Source organism: Natrinema sp. LJW11 (genome assembly GCF_056135975.1).
In genome coordinates, this window is the sequence record NZ_JBWBDM010000001.1 from 406,472 (window position 1) to 420,899 (window position 14,428).

Here is a 14,428-nt window from a genome sequence, read left to right on the forward strand (position 1 = left end):
CCAGTTCGTGCGGTTCCGGCCCGGGTATTATAGTTCAGTTCGTTGTCGCCCGCATATGGCCATCGCGAGGGACGCCGCCGGCGTCGACGCGACCGCTCGAGCGCTCTGGTCGCAGGTCCATCCCGTCTTCATGACGCCGCCGCTCGCGGCCTCGCTGTTCGGCGCGATCCTCGCCGGAACCGTCGATCCGCTGACCGCGGCGGTTCACGTCGTCGCGATGTTCGCCGCGGTCTACACGGCGCACGTGAAAGACGGTTACGTGGATTTCCACGTCCGCGGCGAGGACGACGACCATCCCTTGACCGAGAGGGGGTGTCGGATCGCACTCGGGCTGTCGACGGCGGTGTTCGCGCTGTGTTGTGTCGCCCTCGGCGTTCTCGTCGGTCCGGTCGCGGTCGCGCTGGTCGTTCCGACGTGGCTGATCGCTTACCATCACGCGCCACAGCTCGACACGAACCCGGTGACGGCGACGACCGGCTATCCGCTCGGGATCGCCCTCTCCCTGCTCGGCGGGTTCTACGTGCAGGCCGCGACGATCACGGTCGTTCCGCTCGGTTTCGCCGTCGTCTTCCTCGCGCTCCTCTCCGGGATCAAAGTGATCGACGACATGCAGGACTACGCGTACGATCGCTCGATCGAGAAACGGACCGTCGCGGTCGCGGTCGGCCCCGACCGCGCCTACGACATCGCCTACGGGCTACTGATCGCTGCGGTCGCGGCCGTCGTCGCGTTGGCCCTCGTTCGCATCTTTCCCCTCACGTCGCTGCTCGCGGCGCTCGCGTTCGCCGCCGTCGCGCTCGTCGCGCGACGGGCGGATCCCGAACTCGCCACCATGCTCCTCATCCGCGGCTCCTACGTCTTCCTCGCCGTCCTCGTGGCCGCGGTTCGGTTCGACCCGCTCGGCCACCTGGTGTGAGCCCCCGGTCCGACGTTCGGGTACTCGAAACGGCCTACACCGAATGCCGGTAACCACACCTGGGGCAGTACATCGTGCCGTCTTTGATGAGCGTGTGACTCTCGTCGCAGTGCCCGCACAGACAGCCGACGGAGACGCCGACTTGCTGTGCGATCCCGGCCAGCGTGTTCTGTAACTGCTGCTGGCGTTGCTCCGTCGCCTCGAGTCGATCCGCCAGGACGGCCAGCTGTGCCATCGTTCGCTCACGACGGGGGTCGGACACGCGGGTTGAACGGGGCGTCATAGTCGGTGTAGGTCGCCGGTGAGCAAATACTCATCTCTACCCGACAGCCGTCGTGAGACTCTTGCCGACTGGCTACCGGCTCTCGGTTACGGTTCACGTCCGAACTCGGGTAGCGATGCTGAAACCACACCCTGTCCATCACCGTCCCTCTCTACGGGAGCAATAGCAGCCGCTCACGGGTATTAGAGAGACGGGGTAGGTCAGTCAACGGTAACCACACGTGGAAACCACGCGGGCTGAAAGGTGCTGCCTGACCGTGCCGCCTACCACCCACTCTCTTCTATCGCTACAAAACACCTCCGGTACTCGGATCTGCGGAGGGGGAGGTGGTACCGAACGTCGCTCTCCGAGCGCGCGATTCGTACTGCGCGGAGCGTGTCACGTGTCCCTGCCGAATCGGGCCATCCACGATCACGGAACGTCCCGCCCGCTATTCCATTACAGAGAGGTCGACGGGTTCGGGTACCGGAGACGCTGTTCGGCGCTGGCGCCGTCTCGGGAGACCAGTTCCGACGGCTCACACGGAAAATGTTACAGTCAGAAAAGGTTAGTGTCTGACATGTCCACTCTCGATCCCTGGCGAGTGCTTGCGGCCATCCTCGTCGTCGGTGGTCTCTGTGGTGTCGGCATCGGTGGGCTCGAATTCGCGTCCACTGTCGAGGCCAACGGCTACGACTACACGATGTCCATCCACGTGCTGGACAGCGACGACGCCGTCCTCGTACAGGGTGACGACGATGCTGGCCCGAACAGCACCACCATCACCGACTACGGGAACCTCTCTGCCGACGCTCGGGAAGCGTTCGACGAACTGTACGACGGCAGTGACGATAGTGTCACTCCCATCCCGGAAAAGCGCGCCCGTCACCTGAACGAGACCACGGAACTCACCCTCCACGACCGGATTACCGTCCGGTATCAGGGCGACCGCTACTGGTTCTGGCTCGGCGAGCGGGCGGAACGGTCGACGGTCGGCCAGTTAGCGATCGTCGGTGGTCTCCTCGTGGGATCACCCTTCGTCGTCGCGACGTTCGGCGTCCTGTTGTACGTCCGGCGGCGGGATAACTGAGGGCCGGCCGTTTGTCGGCTACGCGGTAGCATCCGCCCACGAGACGAGCGTCTACAGTCTTCCACGAGTCAGTTCGGTGTTCTGCCCCAGGAATGGCTGTTCGTTGTCTTTCGAGGGGTGTTCAGATAGCATCGCGAGATGCAGGGCTCGGAGTGCCCGTCGAGCCTTCTACGAGACACTCTACGGAGCGCCGTAGGATCTCGTTTCCGCGGATTCCAGAGAGGTGCTCCGCAGGGATCACATCTCCACGTAACGGACAGCGGCCACTTTGGTGGCCCGTTGTCAATTAGTACTCACGATCTTGATCACGTCGCCCTCCTCGAGTTCGTACTCCTCGCTGATCTCCCGATTCGACTTCGCGTTCACCGCGTGCAGGTAGCCGTCGCCGATGTCGGAGTGAACGGTGTACGCCAGATCGACCGGCGTCGAACCGTCGGGCAAGAGGAAGGCGTCCGGCAGGACGTTCCCGCTGCCGTCGGACCACTTCGCGGCGTCCTCGACCGGGTAGGCGGTGAGGTGCTCGAGCATATCGTAGACCGCGTAATCGAGCGCCGTCTGGACGCCGGTGCCGTCCCACTCGGCCATCGTGTCCGCGAGCCCCTCGAGCGCCTCGCGCTGGGCGTCGTTGACGTCGTCGCCGATCGCGATCGTCTCGTCGCCGGGATCGTACTCGATCAGCCCGTTTTCCGCGGCCCGGCGGAGCGCGAGTTCGCCCTCCGCGGTGGTGGGGATCACCGGTTTGTCCAGTTCGAGCAGCCGTTCGACGTTCTCCTCGGGCGCGATATCGATCTTGTTCGCCGCGACGACGATCGGTTTGGTCCGCTGGCGGACGTCGCGCGCGAGCGCCTCGCGGTGTTCGTCCTCCCACTGGATCGGGTCGTCGGGGTAGTCGAGGTCGCGGAGGACGATTGCGATCTGCTTTGGCGACGCGCCAAAGCCCGAGAGCATGTCCGCCAGCACGTCGTCGATGTCGAAGTCGGGCGAGCGGGACTTGCGCTCGACTGACTCCCAGTTGTTCTCGACGATGCCCGCCAACCAGAGGTCCATCTCCTCCTCGATGAAATCGATGTCCTCGAGCGGGTTGTGATCGCCGATGTCGACGGGCTCGCCCTTCTCGTTGGTCCCGCCGGAGGCGTCGACGACGTTGACGATCACGTCCGCGTTCGTGAGTTCGTCGAGGAACTGGTTGCCCAGCCCCTTCCCCTCGTGGGCGCCCGGGACGAGCCCCGCCACGTCCAGGAGTTCGATCGGGACGTAGCGCTTGCCGTCCTCGCAGTTGTCGGCGGTACAGCGCTCGTCGCGCTCGAGGCAGGGGCACTCGGTCCGGACGTAGCTCACCCCCCGGTTGGCGTCGATCGTGGTGAACGGGTAGTTGGCGACGTCGACCTCCGCCATCGTCGCCGCGGTGTAGAACGTGGACTTGCCGGCGTTGGGCTTTCCGGCAAGCGCGATCGAAAGCATGGCTCAGCGTAGCAGGGTCCGGGAAAACTACCTTTCGATTCCGTCACTACGGCCGGACGGGTTCGAGTCGGCTATCTCGGCGTCAGTCACCGCGCTGGGAGCGGTCGTTGCGGCGAGGTTCCGTCGACAGGACGCGGGTCCGCGTTGCTGTCTCCCACCCCGAACAGGAGCCCTCGAGTGCTACCTCGTTCCCGGTTCGAACGCCTCGAGGAGGACCGACGCCTCGCGGACCCCTTCTTCGAAGACGGCGTGGTCGGATTCCGACACGCGGTCCGCATGGGGATCCCAGTCGATCGCTCGAATCGCCGCCAGTTCCGGGAGCGTGGCGTGTCGGAGCCCGGTCGCGACGGCGTCGGCGGAGTCGTCCGTGTGCGAAGCGATCGCGCGGGCGAGGTCGTCGACCGACCGGGTCTCGCCGTTCCACTCGTGGTAGAGCACGGCGAGTGCGACTCGAGCGCGCTCGGTTCGGAGCGCGTCGAGGACCGTCTCCGCCGTCGACGGGACGGCCGCGACGGTCTCGACGCCCGGATCCCGCGCCGGCAGCACCGACGCGTCGGACGCTTCGGACTGCGGATTCACGGTCGAATCGACGAAATGCGTCGGGTCGTCGGGACCGGCGGCAGTCGACGACGGATCGGTATTCGGGGACACACCAGCGCGCGACGTCGTCTCCGTCGTCGTCGATGCCGATGCGGTGGTGGCTGCCGACGCAGTGGCGGTTGTCGATGCATCGGTGGCTGGTGACGCGGTGGTAGTTGCCGATGTATCAGTCGCTGTCGACGCACCAGCAGTCGCTTTCCCGTCAGTAGAGTCCATCGTGTCCGAAATCCGCTCGTCGATCGATGCCGTCGCTTCGCCAGCGGCCGCTGTCCGTTCTCCGGCCGTCGATTCCGTCTCGGCGGCGGCCGCGGTCGGCGACGGTGCCGCCTCCGTGTCTCCGTCGACCGCGCATCCACGCGTCAAACCGGACTCGTCTCGAAGCGGTTCCCGGACGGCACTGACGAAGCCGGTCGCACCGCCGACCGCCGCGAGGACCGTCACCAGCGACAGCGGATCGCGGATCGCTCCGCCCTCGAGCGTGACGTAGCCGATCAGCCAGACGCCGAGCGCGCACGCGACGACGATCCCGATCGAGACCCTGGTCGCGGCTCGCCAGCGGACGTCCGGCGAGACGTTCCGACTGGCCAGCCAGTAGCCGCCGGTGGCCAGCCCGGTCGGCACGAGCAGCGAAACGAACAGTTCGAACGCGACGACCGGCCGTGAAACCGGCGTCTCGAGCGTCTGGACGATTCCGGCGACCGCGAGCGCGAGCCCCATCGCGACGATTACGGCGGTCGATTCCCCCCATCCCTCCCACTCGTACTGTGCGGGGGTGGCAAGACGCATACCTGTCCGTTCCAGAGACGGTTATATAAAATGGATTGGTTAGGAAACGACACGTTTTTCGAACCGAACGCGCCGCGGCTACAGATCGACGGCCATCATCACCTCGTCGACGTAGTGGCCGTTGAGCTTGTAGTGATCCTCGCGGACGGCTTCGGTCTCCCAGTCGTGCATTTCGAGGAACGCGATCGCCTCCTCGTTGGTCGATGGCACGCTCTGGTAGACTCGCTCGTAGCCGTTGGCGCCGGCCCACTCGAGCCCGCGCGAGAGGAGATGCGAGCCGATACCGTGATCGCGGTACTCCTCGAGGACGCCGACGGTGAGTTCGGCGGTGTGGCTCAGCTTCTCTAACTCCGGGGCGTGAAGGTGGACCCAGCCGACGACATCCTCGTCGACCGTGGCGACGAAGAACATCCGGGACTGGAGTTCGTTGTGCCGAAGCAACGCGTTCTCGTGGTCGATCTCGTCGGCGACGCTTTCCGCCTCGATGTACGTTTTCTCCTCGGCGACCTGCCGGATCGCCCCGACGATCCCCGTCAGGTCCTCCTGTCGCGCCGGCCGGATGTGAAACTCGAGCGCCTCGGAGACGTACTCCTCTTCTGCGCCCGCGTCGATCGTGACTCTGAGCGTGCCGTCTTCCTCCTCGATTCGGCCGTCCCGCTTGAGGATCGCGACGTGGTGGCGGAAGCCGCCGGGATCGAGACCCAACTGGTCTCGAGTCTCTTCGGGATCGACCGCTCCGCGGCGCTCGACGTACTCGTATATCTCTTTGCGGTCCGCGTGGCCGAACTCGAGCGTTTCTGCCGATTCCATGCTGTTCGTTACCACGAGACAATACTTAGTTCTTGGCCGACCGAACTGGTTCGGATCGGACCATTTCGACGGTCGGTTTCAGGTAGCGATCGGCACGGCCAGCGACGTGAACGGACCGATCACGGGGACACCGCATACGCGAGGGTAAAGTACACTTCACATCTGAGTGTAATCTACGCATCAAAAATATATATTTATCAGCGAGCGATATTTGAAATAGGTATTCATGAACCAATCACGGAGAACGTACCTGAAAGCGGCGGCGGCATCGGCGGCGCTCGGTGGCGTCTCGCTATCCTCGGTAATCGGTTCGGTGACGGCACAGACCGACGGCGGATCACAGTACGGCCTCGACGACGGCTTCAGCGATACCTCGTGGCTCGAAAGCGAGAACGTGCGCGTGATCAGGATCACGGAACCAACGCGAGGTGCGGTCGAAGACGCGTTCCAGACGAGCGGCCCGCGGCTGATCGTCTTCGAGACCAGCGGGACGATCGATCTCGGAAATAGCAATCTGGCGATCACCGAGGACAAGTGCTGGGTGGCCGGGCAGACGGCTCCCTCGCCCGGAATCACGTTCATCAAGGGAGCGGTCCAGATCGACGCCAACGACTGCGTCGTCCAGCACATCAGATCCCGGATCGGCCCCGGCGACGGCTCGATCCAGGGCAACGACGCGTTCAACACCCAGGACGGCACCCAGAACAACGTCGTCGACCACGTGACGGCATCGTGGGGCGTCGACGAGTGTCTTTCCGTGGGCTACGACACGCAGAATACCACGGTGATCAACTCGCTGATCTACGAGGGCCTGTGGAGCCCGTACGGCGACGGGGCCGATCACAACTACGGCACGCTCGTCGGCGACGGCGCGTCGAACGTGACGCTGGCGGGCAACGTCTGGGCGAAGTGTCGCGGCCGCCTCCCGCGACTCAAGGCCGACACGAGCTCGGTCGTCGTCAACAACCTCACCTACTTCTTCGACGAGTCGGCGAACGCCGACAGCTCCGCCACTACGAGCTTCGTCGGCAACGTCTACACCGGGCTGAACGATACCGGCGATCCGATCCTCGAGGGGACGCCCACGGCCTACCACCGGGACAACGTGACGGCCGATCCGGCGCTTTCCGGGCAGTCGTTCGCCGAGGTCTCGAGCACGGGTTCGCCGCCGCTGTGGCCCGGCGGCCTCTCCGAGCTGCCCGCGGGCGACGTCGAAAGTCACAACCTCGCGAACGCGGGCGCACGGCCGGCCGACCGGACCGACGACGACCGACGCATCGTCCGGGAGATCCGCGACCGCGCGGGCAACGATCGACTCGACTCGCCGTACGACTATTGGGTCGGCCACCACGACGAGGTCGGCGGCTATCCGTATATTCCGGCGAACACGCACTCGCTGTCGGTCCCCGACAGCGGGCTGCGCGACTGGCTCGCGGAGTGGGCCAGTGCCGTCGAGGTCGGGGGCTCGCCGCCCGGCTCCGGCGATGGCGACGATGACGGAGATGGCAGCGCGAGCGGCCCGATTTCGACGGGGATCTACGAAATCGCGAACGTCAACAGCGGCCAGCTGCTCGAGGTGGCGAACGCGAGCACGAGCGACGGGGCGAACGTTCAGCAGTGGCCCGCCAACGGCCATCCGACGCAGCAGTGGTCCGTCGAAGATCTCGGCAACGGCGAGTACCACATCCGGAACGAAAACAGCGGCAAGCTCCTCGAGGTACCGAACGCCGACACCAGCGACGGCGCGAACGTCCAGCAGTACGCCGCGAGCGGCTGCGACTGCCAGCGCTGGCGCATCGTCGACGACGGCGGCCAGTACGCGCTCGAGGCCGTCCACAGCGGGAAGGTCGCCGACGTCGTGGACTGGTCGACCGAGAACGGGGCGAACGTCATGCAGTGGCCCGACACTGGCGGTGCCAACCAGCGCTGGACGTTCGAGTCGGTCTGAGATCGTTCGACCTTAACACGGCAACTGGTACAGCCGGACGGCCTTCCACGGGTAGCTCCTCGACTCGGACGCGTGAGACGCCTCCGCGACAGAGGCACCAGCCATGGTATGCATCTCACGCACCCTATGATCGGCTCGAATCTGCTAGTCGCCGGCTGTGCGCTCGCCCTCGCGGTCGCGATCGGTCTGGTGGCCCACGAGTGGGCACACGCGACGGTCCTTCGACTCGCCCGCGTCGAGTACTCCGTCTCCTATTTCCCCGGCCGTCCCGACGGGTTCGTCGCGTTGGTGACGACTCGTCCGTGGGCCGCCGTCTATCCTCGGCCGTCCGGGAACGAATCGCCCTGGGTGCTGCGTTTCGCCGCACTCGCACCCGCCCTCCTCGCGATCCCGGCGTTCGGACTGGCCGCCGCCGGCTACGTGACGAGCGACACGCCGATCGTCGCCGCCGCGACCATCGGCTGGCTCGCCTGCGCGCTACCCAGCCCGCAGGACTTTTCGGTCGCGTTCCACGTCCACCGGCTCCTCGAGCGGTCCCGCGAACCGAACGCGATCGCGCCGTCCCGCGCCGATTGACGGTTGTCGCTCGACTCTCGCGTTCGGAGAACCTCTGAGCGGTATCGTCGGAACGTACCCGCCGAGACGCTATCGGCGGAACGCGCCGGTCGAGCGCGCGTGTATCCCCGTCACGGTAGCGAACGCGACGAGAACGAGTCCCGCACCGACGAGCCCGGAAACCGGAACGATCCCCGTCGCGATGGTCCCGAGAAACAGCCCGCAGAGGGCGATCGTCGCCGCGTACCGTCGCGGCCACCGTGTTTCTGACGGGGACTGATCAGGGGGCTCGAGATAGGGACGCAGCCGTGCCACGAGCGGCGTCGGCTCGACCCACCCGCGGTCTTTGTCGTACGTGACGATTCCGTGATTGTCGAGTTTCGGCAAGTGGGATTGATACAGCGAAATGTAGACCCGCTGGCGCTCGTCGGAACTCAGTGCTTCGACTGCCGTCTCTTGCTCCCAGGCGGCGACCTGTTCCGCGAGGTCTCGCAACCGAACCCGGCCGCCTTCGTCGTGGAGGTACCGGAGCACGTCCCGACGGCGCTTGGTCTGTAGGAGGTGATAAATATCGTCGAGTGAGAGATCAGCCGAACCCTCGACGGCATCGGATGCGTTCAGCGAGTCACTGACGGCATCCGGCTGGCTGCGTTTGACCACTCGAATTCACGACTGACAGTATTATCGTGTAACGGATAAAACTATTCACTCGTTGACCCGCTGGATCGGCCGTTCGGCGACGAAAACCGTGTGTGGGTCGTGAGACGACCCGTTACGGATCCGGTAAGCGCGGCCACACAGCCACGAATGACCGCGCGTCGTAAGTGAGCACGGGTGAGCTACCGGCGCCACAGCGCTTCTCGGTGTTTCGGGCGGTCGGCGTCACGCCGACATTTGATTGTCTCCATGTCCACTGTTAAAGCTATCTATTGAGACAAATACGCCGATAGACGGGAGAGAATAAGACGATTATAAGAAACGAGCCAGGTATTTGGATACGACAACAATACCGTCGGCACGAGACGTGAAATTCACCGCAGTCGTCTACTCGAGCAACGAACGCACCGATCAGGGATCTATCTCCATCGGTGCGGTTCGCTCGGACAGTTCCGCGCTGACGAGGGCGGCGTGACTCCGACGGAGTCGTTCCGAGAGCGCCTGATGTGAGACGTCGAGCTCCGCGGCCAACTCCTTGAGCGTCACCCCCCTCGGGACGTCGAAGTAGCCGAGTTCGTGAGCCTTGCAGATGGTCTCGTATTGCGTTTCGGTCAGGGGTGTTTGCGCGCTCGCGAGATCGTCGATACCGCTGATCCGGGTGACGACGGCCTGGTATTCGTATTGCTCGAACAACTCGTGACACGCCGACACCGATTCCCGATCGTCGAACAGTAACTTCAGCATCCACCGCCCGTTCGCTCCGCGAGCCGTCAGGATCGCGCCGTCGGTCTCGGTGACGATCTGTTCGAGCAGTTTCACGCCGTCTCCGAACTCGAGTCGGAACAACCAGCGATCGTTCTGACCGGGCGTCACTCCGTCGTCCGTCGAGGACTCGTCGGCGTCGTCGGCGATGCTCGCGATCACTTCGACCGACGGATCCGCTTCGAGCGCCCGCTCGACCGTTTCGCGGTCCGGGCCGTTCGTCCAGACGAGCGGTGACGACCCACCGACCATCCCCCCGACCTGAAACTCGAACGTCGACACTCGATCGAACGTCCGGGCGAAGCCGAGTCGCGCAGCCGGAATTTCGAGTTCGACGACTGTGGTCATCACCGAAGTCCACCACGAAGACGTATAGACGGGTTTGGTTTCCGGTAGCCTTTCCCGCCACCCAATTCCGATGACTATCGCTTCCGTCGGACTCTCCAATCTATCGAGTGGTTACTGTTGGATGAGCTTCGCCTGTAATCCGTCGATCTCACAACCGTCACGCCCGATTCGCGAGACGAGGACCTCCGCCTCGGCGCCGGGTTTTCGGGGCCGACGAAGCGGCCAACCGAGATCGAAGCGGAGTTCGAGAGCGTTCTCAATTCCTGTAATTCCCGAGTAGCTACAAGTATTATACTATCGTCGTTTCACGTGGCCAACGGGAAACTCTGGCCGACAGGGAATGCAGGCTGTCCGGCGTTCTTCTCCACCCGAAACGCGTTCTACCGTCGAAGCCGTGCGACAGGAGTGTCACCGTCGCGATCGAACTCGACCAGTCCGTCCGACTCGAGATCGGCTACGATCCCCTCGAGCCACTCCCGTCCGTACTCGCCGTCGGGGGTGTAGTCGACGCGGACGCGGTGACCGAGGGTATCCACGTCGAGTTCGTCGTACTCCCGGAGAGTGGCGATCACGCGGCCGCGGAACTGCCGGCGGCTCCCCTCGAAACTCGGCTGGGTGGGGACGTCCGGAGCGGTGAAGTCGCCGCTCGCGTAGGCCCCACACCACTCGCGCCACGGACAGCCAGCCTCGTCACAGCGGGGCGTCTGCTCGCAGGCGACGCCGCCGAGTTCCATGATCGCGTTGTTCCAGACTCGAGACCGGCCGTCAGGCATGAGTTCGCTCGCGGCCGCCTCGAAGGCCGTGTCGTCGTCCGGGACGTCGAAGGCCCGATAGAGGACGCGTTTGACGTTCGTATCGACGACGGCGTCGCCGTTGTTAAAGGCGAAGCTCGCGACCGCGTTGGCGGTGTACGGACCGACGCCCATCAGCTCCTGGAGTTCGTCGGGCGTTTCGGGGAACTCGCCGTCGTACTCCTCCTCGACCTGTCCGGCGGCCTCGTGCAGGTACTTCGCCCGGTTGTTGTATCCGAGACTGTGATCCGTCCAGAAGCCCACGACGTCGGCGCGATCGGCGTCGGCCAGCTCGGCGGTCGTCGGCCAGCGCTCGAGGAATTCCTCCCAGGCCTCGACGACGCGGCCCAGTTGGGTCTGCTGGCTCATCACCTCGCTGACGAGGATTTCGTAGGGATCGTCGGTCCGCCGCCACGGAAAGTCGCGGTGGTCGTCCTCGTACCACCCGATCAACGCCTCGCGAACGGCCGCCGGGTCGTCGGGCAACGCCCACTCCTGGGCCTCTGCTGTCATCGACGGGGGTTATACTGTCGGCTGTAAGTCAGTGTCGCAATTCGCCGACGCACTCGATAGGTCACGGAGCGGGTCCGGGGAGCGGTTCCCGGGTCGAAGCGACCACGAAAGGTCTATCCGACGCGCTCGAGTCCCCTTCCCTATGAGCCTCGATGATCTCACCGACGAAGTGACGGACTCCTACACCGGTATCGGCGACGACCTCACCGTCTCGCTGGATCGCGAAACGCGCAACGAACTCGCACTGCTCGAGACAGCCCTCGAGCCCGAGGAGACGGACGAACTGGTCCGCCGGGCGATTCACATGCTCTTTCAGTCGACCGTCGACACCGGAAAACTCGACTTCCAGTTGCGATCGGCCTACGACGTGACCTACGACGAGTACCTCTCGGGCATGACCTTCGAGGAGATGACCGGTGCGGATCAGTATCCGTCGATGGACGACGAGCGCAGGTATCAGTTCTAGCGGCCTCGAACTCGCCGACAAAACATCACGGTTCGCTGTCGGTTCGATCGTGGTAGTCGTATGCATTCTAGCTTCACGGCATAATTCAACCCTCATAATAGGCGAGCTTATCAGTGCTCAGTTCCTCGAGTCGCACATGGCAATCAGTCAACGTTCACTCGAATCCGAATACCAATGTCCGGAATGTGCGGGATCGCTCTCCGCTCACTACGAGTCACTTTCCTGTGACGACTGCGGCTACACGCCGCGTCACGGTGCCGATTAAGCCGAGGTCAGATACTGTCCGCTCGAGTCGATAGAAACGGACCAAAACCGAATTTTCGCTGCTCGCTGTTCGTCGCTCGAGTCGACGGTCAGTCGTCGATCGGGGCCGCACTCGAGAGCGCTTCGTCGATGTCGGCCTCGGCCATCTTCTCGACTAAGGCGTCGATCACTTCCTCGCGCTTGCCGCTGACGAACTTGATCGAGCCGACGACGAGGTGGCCGCCGCCGGAGACGCCGCCGCCCGCGATTTCTGCCTCGAGTTCCGAGACCATGTTCGGAATGTCCAGTCGAACGCCATCGGAGCGCAGGACGGCGAAGTCCGGACCGTAGCCGACCGTGATGACCGGGTCGCCGGTCTCCTCGATCTTGCGGTCGTGGATCTCGCCCGTGGTCTTCCCCGGCGCGGGGTACGTGAATCGGTGGGCGTAGTTCTCGACGTCGATCCGGTAGAGATGCGCACCGTTCTCGAGCGTCTCGTGCTCGAGATGGGGCATCGCGGCGTCGAGCTGTTCATCGACTTCCTCGCGGCCGCGCTCGGCGAAGAACTCGACGAGGTCGCGGTGGCGCCCTTCGTCGTCGCTGTCGACCTGCAGGAGGTCCTGAATCAGCTGGTCGCCGGAGTTGTAGCGCAGCCAGAAGGCGGCGTAATCCAGCGCCTCGCTGACGTCCTGCAGGCGATTTTCGTCGTACCCTTCCTCGGCGGCGAGGTCGATGTAGTCGTCCATCGCGTCGGCCTTCGATCGGTCCGAGAGGCCGGCGACGGCGGGGACGTGGCGGAGTTCGTCGCCCAGATCGGGGTAGATCATCCGCGCGAGTTCGACGCAGAGCATCCCCGTCGTGATCCGGTAGTCCTCGTCGTGGAGGTACGGGTTGACGTGGGCGTCGAGCAGGTCCTCGACCGCGTCCGGATCGGGGTGGTGGTGGTCGACCGTGACGATCGGGATATCGTAGTGGGCCAGCGTCTCGTAAGCCGGAACGTCCTCGGCCGTCGAGCCGTTGTCCAGCATGAGGAGGAGCGGCAGTTGTTGGCCGTGTTTCTCGCGGTCCTCGAGCGCGAAGTTCAGGTCTCGCGTGGCGTCTTCCATCTCGTAGAAGGGAGCCTTCGCGGGGAGGCGCTTGATGAGGTGGCGCGGCGCGTTCTCGTCCTCGTGGACCTCGGCGATGAATCGCTGGAGCGCGATCTGGACCGGGACGGCGGCGCACATGCCGTCGCCGTCGGCGTGGTGGCGCACGCGGATCGGACGCCCCTCGAGTACCGTCCGGCGGAGCAACCGGGCGACCTCCTCGAGGTCAGGTCGGAGCTTCTCGAACGCCGGCCAGTCGATCAGCGGGTCGACGTCGTGGGGTTCGGCGCGGGCTTCGAGGGCGATCTCGAGGCGGTCGCGAGCCTCGGCGGCGTCTTCGCCCTCGAGTTTCGAGAGACCGTCGACCTCGATCTGGACCGAGCCCTCGCGGTGTTCCGGCGTTCCGGTCACGCGGACGACGTCGCCGACTTCGATGGCGGGGTAGGCGCGGACGCCGGCCTCCTCGAAGGCGGCGCAGGGAACGACGCCGTTCTCGTCGGCGACGTGGAAGATCGTCGGTCCGCCGGTCTGTTTGACCTGCGTCACGACGCCCTCGAGGTGGATCTGTTCGCCCACGGTCGCCTCGAGGCGGTCGGTTCCGGTCAGGGAGTAGTCGTGAGAGACCGTCTCGAGCGTGTAGTCGTCGACGTCGACCGGCTCGAAGGCGAGGTCGCCGTTCTCGCGGACGCTTTCGAGTTCGACGACGAGCTCGTCGCCGACGCCGTACGTGCCCTCGAGAACCGATTCGTGGACGAGTCCGGAGACCGAGTCGGAGAGATCGACGAAGACGCCGTAGTCGACGATGCCGTTGATTTGGGCGAGATAGGAGCGACCGGTCTCAACGTCGTCAGCGGTACAATCGGGAGCGAGATCGTAAACGACGGAATCCCCGTCGTCTGCGCCGGGTTCCCCGGCGGAGTCACGCGTCATCTTGAGTCGCAGTTTGGGGGTGGTCGCGTATAACCCTTGTCAAGAAGCGATGGCGACTCGAATCGGGAACCGAGATCGTGCGAGCCGAGGTCGCCGGCCTCACCCCGACGGGCTCGATTTCGGACGCAAACGGGGACGACGGACCGGCTCGTCTCGGTGAGACGAGGCAAACCGGCGCATCGGAACGTTTAGCAACCGCAAGGCC

13 protein-coding genes are annotated in these 14,428 nt (G+C 64.7%); 5 read left to right on the forward strand and 8 right to left on the reverse strand.

Annotated elements, in window-relative coordinates; translation table 11 throughout:
* Window positions 1-55 precede the first annotated feature (55 nt).
* The gene (locus tag AC0QDI_RS01955) at window positions 56-916 is read left to right on the forward strand and encodes a UbiA family prenyltransferase (RefSeq protein WP_474664727.1); all 861 of its coding nucleotides are present in this window, start codon (window positions 56-58) and stop codon (window positions 914-916) included.
* Window positions 917-950: 34 nt separating this feature from the next.
* Here AC0QDI_RS01955 and AC0QDI_RS01960 read toward each other — a convergent pair whose 3' ends face one another.
* Complete coding sequence (locus AC0QDI_RS01960; RefSeq protein WP_474664729.1) at window positions 951-1,151, reverse strand: hypothetical protein; 201 nt, start codon at window positions 1,149-1,151, stop codon at window positions 951-953.
* A 607-nt stretch (window positions 1,152-1,758) separates the two neighbouring features.
* Between AC0QDI_RS01960 and AC0QDI_RS01965 the strand changes: the two genes are divergently transcribed.
* Window positions 1,759-2,268 (forward strand): DUF7979 domain-containing protein, encoded by a 510-nt coding sequence (locus tag AC0QDI_RS01965; protein WP_474664731.1) that lies wholly within the window; start codon window positions 1,759-1,761, stop codon window positions 2,266-2,268.
* Between the two features lie 282 nt (window positions 2,269-2,550).
* Here AC0QDI_RS01965 and AC0QDI_RS01970 read toward each other — a convergent pair whose 3' ends face one another.
* From AC0QDI_RS01970 to AC0QDI_RS01980, 3 genes are all read right to left on the reverse strand, one after another.
* Window positions 2,551-3,729 (reverse strand): redox-regulated ATPase YchF, encoded by a 1,179-nt coding sequence (locus AC0QDI_RS01970; protein WP_474664732.1) that lies wholly within the window; start codon window positions 3,727-3,729, stop codon window positions 2,551-2,553.
* 180 nt (window positions 3,730-3,909) lie between these two features.
* Entirely contained in the window at window positions 3,910-5,115 is a 1,206-nt protein-coding gene (locus AC0QDI_RS01975; RefSeq protein WP_474664734.1) for a hypothetical protein, read from the reverse strand.
* Between the two features lie 78 nt (window positions 5,116-5,193).
* Window positions 5,194-5,925 carry an N-acetyltransferase family protein gene (locus tag AC0QDI_RS01980; protein WP_474664736.1) on the reverse strand — a complete coding sequence of 244 codons (732 nt, stop codon included), beginning with the start codon at window positions 5,923-5,925 and terminating at the stop codon, window positions 5,194-5,196.
* Between the two features lie 226 nt (window positions 5,926-6,151).
* Between AC0QDI_RS01980 and AC0QDI_RS01985 the strand changes: the two genes are divergently transcribed.
* Together AC0QDI_RS01985 and AC0QDI_RS01990 are read left to right on the forward strand one after the other, a co-directional pair.
* A complete protein-coding gene (locus tag AC0QDI_RS01985) occupies window positions 6,152-7,873 on the forward strand; it encodes an RICIN domain-containing protein (protein WP_474664738.1) in 1,722 nt (573 codons plus the stop codon).
* A gap of 126 nt (window positions 7,874-7,999) precedes the next feature.
* Window positions 8,000-8,449, forward strand: a complete 450-nt coding sequence (locus AC0QDI_RS01990; RefSeq protein ID WP_474665649.1) for a hypothetical protein — start codon at window positions 8,000-8,002, stop codon at window positions 8,447-8,449.
* A gap of 69 nt (window positions 8,450-8,518) precedes the next feature.
* On the opposite strand, the gene AC0QDI_RS01995 is transcribed toward AC0QDI_RS01990, so the two are convergent.
* From AC0QDI_RS01995 to AC0QDI_RS02005, 3 genes are all read right to left on the reverse strand, one after another.
* Window positions 8,519-9,088, reverse strand: coding sequence for a DUF7344 domain-containing protein (locus tag AC0QDI_RS01995; RefSeq protein ID WP_474664740.1), 570 nt, complete (start codon window positions 9,086-9,088; stop codon window positions 8,519-8,521).
* 408 nt (window positions 9,089-9,496) lie between these two features.
* Window positions 9,497-10,195: a helix-turn-helix domain-containing protein gene (locus tag AC0QDI_RS02000; protein ID WP_474664742.1), complete on the reverse strand. Its 699-nt coding sequence runs from the start codon at window positions 10,193-10,195 to the stop codon at window positions 9,497-9,499.
* Between the two features lie 380 nt (window positions 10,196-10,575).
* The gene (locus AC0QDI_RS02005; RefSeq protein ID WP_474664744.1) at window positions 10,576-11,499 is read right to left on the reverse strand and encodes an HhH-GPD family protein; all 924 of its coding nucleotides are present in this window, start codon (window positions 11,497-11,499) and stop codon (window positions 10,576-10,578) included.
* Between the two features lie 142 nt (window positions 11,500-11,641).
* On the opposite strand from AC0QDI_RS02005, the gene AC0QDI_RS02010 reads away from it, so the two are divergent.
* Window positions 11,642-11,965 carry a ribbon-helix-helix protein gene (locus tag AC0QDI_RS02010; protein ID WP_180841645.1) on the forward strand — a complete coding sequence of 108 codons (324 nt, stop codon included), beginning with the start codon at window positions 11,642-11,644 and terminating at the stop codon, window positions 11,963-11,965.
* 353 nt (window positions 11,966-12,318) lie between these two features.
* Here AC0QDI_RS02010 and han read toward each other — a convergent pair whose 3' ends face one another.
* Entirely contained in the window at window positions 12,319-14,223 is a 1,905-nt protein-coding gene (gene han, locus AC0QDI_RS02015; RefSeq protein ID WP_474664746.1) for a Hef-associated nuclease, read from the reverse strand.
* Between the last annotated feature and the right edge of the window lie 205 nt (window positions 14,224-14,428).